We start from the raw sequence: 5,789 nt of genomic DNA on the forward strand, positions 1-5,789 counted from the left end.
ACAAATGGCGCCATCCACATCTTGTTGTTTTCGTGAATCTGGTAAAGCATGAGCCGGCCTCTCCACTGAAAAGTTGACGCCCTCCGCGGCTTTCATTCCGTCAGGAAAGCACCGGCAGATGTTGCCGGTTTTCAAATAGACCGGACAAGGATCTATATCAAGGAACCCGCACGCCGGATGGACTGTCGGGAATTTGCGCGGAGGCAGAATCGCCGCTAACGTGCGTAGTGCACTGATGCAAATAAGCTAGAATTCCGTTTTTGCACTGCAACATTCACAGGAGGCGTCCTTGGCGTCCGAGCCCCACAAGTCCAGTCTTGCCGCATTGACCCTGGCCGCGATCGGTGTCGTTTACGGCGACATCGGCACCAGTCCGCTATATACGATGAAGGAAGTGTTCGCACCGGAGCACGGCCTGCCCCTCAACGAAGGAAACCTGTTCGGCGTGACTTCGCTGATCGTCTGGGCGCTGATCCTCATCGTGTCCCTCAAATACGTAACCCTCGTGCTGCGTGCCGACAACCGCAGCGAAGGCGGCGTGATGGCGCTCGTGGCGCTGGCACTGTCATCGGTCGGCACGAAATCGCGCTGGTACCACCCGCTGGTGCTGGTCGGCCTGCTCGGCACGGCCATGTTCTTCGGCGATGGCGTGATCACACCGGCGATCTCGGTGCTGTCGGCCATCGAGGGCCTGGAAGTCGCCACGCCTGCATTCACGCCTTATGTGGTGCCGCTCACGGTCGTGGTGCTGGTCGCGCTCTATACCCTGCAAAGCAAGGGCACCGGCGGCATCGGCAAGTGGTTCGGCCCGATCGTGCTGGTCTGGTTCGGCGCGCTGGCAGCGATGGGCATCGTCAATATTGCGGAAAACCCGGCCATCCTTGCCGCGCTCAATCCGCTGCATGCCGCCCGCTTCCTGGCGCAGAACGGCTGGCTGGCCTTCGTCGCACTCGGTGCGATCGTGCTGGCGGTCACCGGCGCCGAGGCGCTGTATGCGGACATGGGACATTTCGGCAAGCGGGCGGTCCGGCTGGCGTGGTTCGCGGTCGTGTTCCCCGCGCTGATGCTCAACTACCTCGGCCAGGGCGGCCTTTTGCTCGGCAATCCCGAAGCCGTGTCCAACCCGTTCTACCTGCAACTCGGACCGTGGAGCGTGTATCCGCTGGTCGTGCTGTCGACCATGGCCACGGTGATCGCTTCGCAGGCCACGATTTCCGGCACCTTCTCGATTGCCCAGCAGGCGATCGCACTCGGCTTCCTGCCGCGCATGCGCGTCCTGCACACTTCTGATCGGGAAATGGGCCAGATCTACATCCCGCTCATCAACTGGATGCAGCTGGGCGTGGTGCTGCTGGCGGTGATCGGTTTCGGTTCCTCGTCCAACCTGGCGTCTGCCTACGGCATCGCGGCGACGACGACCATGCTGATGACGACCATCCTCACCTTCTTCGTGATCCGCTACCGCTGGCGCTACAACCTGCTGCTGTGCTTCGGCGCAACCGGCTTCTTCATGACCATCGACGTGGCGCTGTTTTCCGCCAATACGCTCAAGATCCTGCACGGCGGCTGGTTCCCTCTGGTGCTGGCGGCGGTCCTGATGATGCTCATGCTGACCTGGCGCGACGGGCGCCACCTGGTGTACGAGAACCTGCGCCGGCACCTGGTACCGCTGGAAGACTTCCTGCAATCGCTGTTCATCAGCCCGCCGGCGCGCGTCGAGGGCACCGCTGTCTTCTTCCGTGCGGAAGGCGACGGCGTGCCGCACGCGATGCTGCACAACCTGCTGCACAACAAGGTGCTGCACGAGCGCACGGTCTTCCTGACGGTCTACAACGCCGATATCCCGATGGTGCCCGAGGAAGAGCGCGTGAAGGTGACGCCGCTCGGCCACCAGTGCTACCAGGTCAACATCCATTACGGCTTCAAGGACGAGCGCGACATCCCGGCGGCGCTGGAAATGTGCAAGGACGCCGGACTGGAAATGGACGCGATGAGCACGTCCTATTTCATCGCCCGCCAGACCGTCATCCCGCGGGTCGGCAGCGGCATGGCGCTGTGGCGCGAATCGCTGTTCGCCACCATGTCGCGCAATGCGCGCGACGCCGCGGACTACTACCGGGTGCCGACCAACCGCGTGATCGAACTGGGGACGCAAGTGGAGATCTGACCGGGGCCTGCCTCCGGTCCGAATGGCTATTTCCACAAGTAAACACCTATAATACTTGTGGTTATTGCCGCCAGGACCGGCCGGCCCCCAAACATGCGACCTCGCCAAGTCACCGCCCTCATCGCCGCCCTGCTTCGCCGGGAGCGGCCCCTCTCCCTCAAGCTCAAGCTGATCGGGCTGACTGTCGGCCTGTTTGCGGCCTTCCTCTGGGTCATGGCGACGCTTTCGGTAACGGTACTCGAAAGCCAGTTCGAAAAAGTGCTGTCGGACCAGCAGTTTGCCGCCACCCGCCAGATGGCGGCGCAGATCGATGCCAAGCTGGATGACCGCATTGAAAGCCTTTCCAAAGTAGCGGCCGTCGTGCCGCAAGACATGGCTGTTGCGACCCTGGATGGCTTCCTGGCCGGCTTCCCGGCGCTGCACGTGACTTTTACCGGGGGCATCATCGTGATCGGACTGGACGGCCATGCAATCGCCGACTATCCCGCCGTGCCCGGCCGGCGTGGCACGTATTTCGGCGACCGCGATTATTTCCGCAAAGTGATCGAAAACGGCAAACCGTACATCGACAAGCCCATCATTGGCCGCGCGCTCAAGCGTCCGGTGCTGCCGATTTCGGTCCCGATAACGGATGCTGAAGGACGAGTGCGCGCGGTCTTGACCGGCATCACCGACCTTACGGCCCCCAATTTCCTGGGCATCGTGTCCCAGCCGGACATGGCGGGCAAGGGGGAAGTCTTCATCATTTCGCCGCATGACGGGCTGATCGTCGCATCCACCGATAGCGCACGGGCAATGACACCGTTGGCGGAACGCGGCCGCAATCTGATGCTGGACCGTTTCAGGGATGGCTTCGAAGGCTCCGGAATCAGTTCCAACTCGGCCGGGGTCCCCAAACTGCATTCAGGCAAGCGCGTAGAACGGTCGAACTGGATCGTCGGTTTCTCCCTGCCGGTCGATGTCGCCTTCGGCCCGGTCGCCGCAATGCGTCAATCGCTGTACATCGCTGCCGCGCTCATGACATTGCTGGCCGTCTTCCTTATACAGTGGCTTGCCCGGCGCATGCTGGCACCGCTGGACCAGGCCGGCGCCGCGATGCGCCGCATGGTGGGCGGCGAAACCGAACTGGCGCCGCTGCCGGTGGACAGCGGGGATGAAATCGGCCACCTGATCACCAGCTTCAACCTGCTGGTGGAAGACCGCCATCGCTACGAACATGCCCTGAAGGACAGCGAGCGCAGGCTGAGCAAACTGGTTGAGAGCGCCCCCGACGCCATCATCGTGCAGACCAGGGATTGCATCTCGTACATCAACGAGGCCGGCGTGCACCTGCTCGGTGCGCAGACGCGCAAGCAGCTGCTGGGCACGCCAATCAATGACCGCATCCACCCTGATTTCCATGGCCTGATCGAAGAGCGCATCCTGGCCCTCCGGTCCGGCGCGGAAAGCGTGCCGCCCATGGACGAGACGTTCCTGCGCCTGGACGGCACGGCGGTGGATGTCGAAGTCGCGGCAGTCCCCTTCCGTTTCAAGGATGAAGAGGGTGCTCTGGTCTTCGCGCGCGATGTCACCGCGCGACGCCGCGCCGAACAGAACCAGAAGAAGCTCAACCGCGCGCTGCGCATGCTCAGCGACTGCAACATGACGCTGGTGCATGCGGAACGCGAGCAGAACCTGCTCGACGAGATTTGCCGACTGGTGGTGTTCCGCGGCGGCTATCGCATGGCCTGGGTCGGCTTCGCCGAGCATGACAGCGCGCGGACCGTGCGGGTGGTGAGCCAGTCCGGCTTCGACGGCGGTTACCTGGAAAACCTGCGCATTTCCTGGGACGACGCCACCGAATACGGCCGCGGTCCGACCGGCACGGCGATCCGCGAATCGCGTGTGCAGATCGTGCAGAACTACATGGACAATCCCGCTACCGCGCCGTGGCGCGCCGCCGCCCTCGAGCGCGGCTTCCAGTCCTGCATCGCGCTGCCGCTGATCAGCGGCGGGCGCACCTTCGGCGCGCTGTCGATCTATTCCGCCGATCCGGATTCCTTCGGCCAGGACGAAGTGCGGCTGCTGTATGAACTGGCGACCGACCTGGCATTCGGCGTCGAAACCCTGCGCACCCGGCTGCAGCGGACGGAGGCCGAAGAAAAGCTGGCCTTCCTCGCGCACCACGATCCCCTCACCCACCTGCCCAACCGTGTTCTGCTGCGCGACCGCTTCGACCGCGCGGCGGCGGTGTCGGGCCGGGAACAGTCGGGCGTGGCGGTGCTGGCACTCGACCTCGACAACTTCAAGCAGGTCAACGACGGCCTGGGACACGAAACCGGGGACAAGCTGCTGATGGCTGTGGTGGAACGCCTGCAGGGCTGCATCAGCGAGAGCGACACCATCTGCCGCCACGGCGGCGACGAGTTTGTCATCCTGCTCAACGACGTGACCGATTCCAGCATTGCCAGCCGGGCGGCGCAAGCGATCGTGGATGCGATGGCCGAGCCGTTCGAGATCGGCGCGCATACCCTCAATACCAGCCTGAGCATCGGCATCAGCATGTTCCCGGACGACGGCCGCGACTTCGATACGCTCCTCAAGAATGCCAACACCGCGCTGTACCACGCCAAGGACAACGGCCGCGACACCTACCACTTCTTTGCCTCGTCGATGAATGTGGATGCGCTGGCGCGGATGGAACTGCACGGCAGCCTGCGCAAGGCCGTCAAGAACAACGAGTTCGTACTGCACTACCAGCCGCAGATCGATATCGCTTCCGGTACCGTCGTGGGCATGGAGGCGCTGGTGCGCTGGCGTCGTCCCGACCAGGGCCTGCTGGCGCCGGGCCGCTTCATCGCGCTGGCGGAGGAAAGCGGCCTCATCGTGCCGATCGGCGAGTGGGTGCTGAACGAAGCCTGCCGGCAGGCGGTCGCATGGCAACAGGCCGGGATGGCTGCGCTGCCGGTGGCGGTCAACCTGTCGGCGCAACAGTTCAAGCGCGGCGACATCCTCGACACGGTCCGAAGCGCGCTACGGCAATCCGGCCTGCATCCCGCCCTGCTGGAACTGGAACTGACGGAATCGCTGCTGCTCAACGATACCGCGGCCGTGATGGAAACCCTGCATGAACTGAAGAGGATTGGCGTGCAGCTGTCGATCGACGACTTCGGCACCGGCTATTCCAGCCTCGCCTACCTGAAGCGCCTCGACGTGGACAAGCTCAAGATCGACCAGTCCTTCGTGCGCGATGTGCCCGGCGCCGCCGAGGGCGCGGCCATCGTCAAGGCGATTGTCCAGCTCGGCCATGCGCTGCAGCTGACTGTCATTGCGGAAGGTGTGGAGACGCAGGCGCAGCTCGACTTCCTGCATGCCCAGGGTTGTGACCAGGCACAGGGTTATCTCGTCAGCCGGCCGGTTCCGGCGGACGAGTTTGCGGTACTGGCCGCTGAATTAATGTAAGCCGTTGAACGCCACCGCATCGCTCACCTGCGGCAGGCGGTTGATGCGCGACCAGGTGCCGTTAAGCATCAGTTCCTCGAATTTCCGCGCCGATACCGGCGGGCTGAAGATGAAGCCTTGCGCGCTCGTGCAGTCGCGCGCCTTCAGGTAGGCCAGCTGCTCGGCGGTCTCGACGCCACCC

The 5,789-nt window shown here is 63.7% G+C and carries 3 protein-coding genes; 2 read left to right on the top strand and 1 reads right to left on the bottom strand.

The window, feature by feature from the left end:
* Window positions 1-289: 289 nt before the first annotated feature.
* On the top strand, window positions 290-2,167 hold the full coding sequence (locus tag AYR66_RS11125) for a potassium transporter Kup (protein ID WP_088707540.1): 1,878 nt from the start codon (window positions 290-292) through the stop codon (window positions 2,165-2,167).
* Between the two features lie 93 nt (window positions 2,168-2,260).
* Window positions 2,261-5,608, top strand: coding sequence for an EAL domain-containing protein (locus AYR66_RS11130; protein WP_088707541.1), 3,348 nt, complete (start codon window positions 2,261-2,263; stop codon window positions 5,606-5,608).
* On the opposite strand, the gene AYR66_RS29520 is transcribed toward AYR66_RS11130, so the two are convergent.
* Window positions 5,600-5,789 (bottom strand): hypothetical protein (locus tag AYR66_RS29520; protein WP_206047142.1); only part of this gene is annotated, 190 nt, incomplete at its 5' end. The genes AYR66_RS11130 and AYR66_RS29520 overlap by 9 nt on opposite strands.

The sequence above is a fragment of the Noviherbaspirillum denitrificans genome, from assembly GCF_002211445.1.
Taxonomy (GTDB): domain Bacteria; phylum Pseudomonadota; class Gammaproteobacteria; order Burkholderiales; family Burkholderiaceae_D; genus Noviherbaspirillum; species Noviherbaspirillum denitrificans.

Excerpts from the sequence above, each read along its gene's own strand:
- AYR66_RS11130 (WP_088707541.1), top strand. The coding sequence starts at position 2,261 with ATGCGACCTCGCCAAGTCACCGCCCTCATCGCCGCCCTGCTTCGCCGG.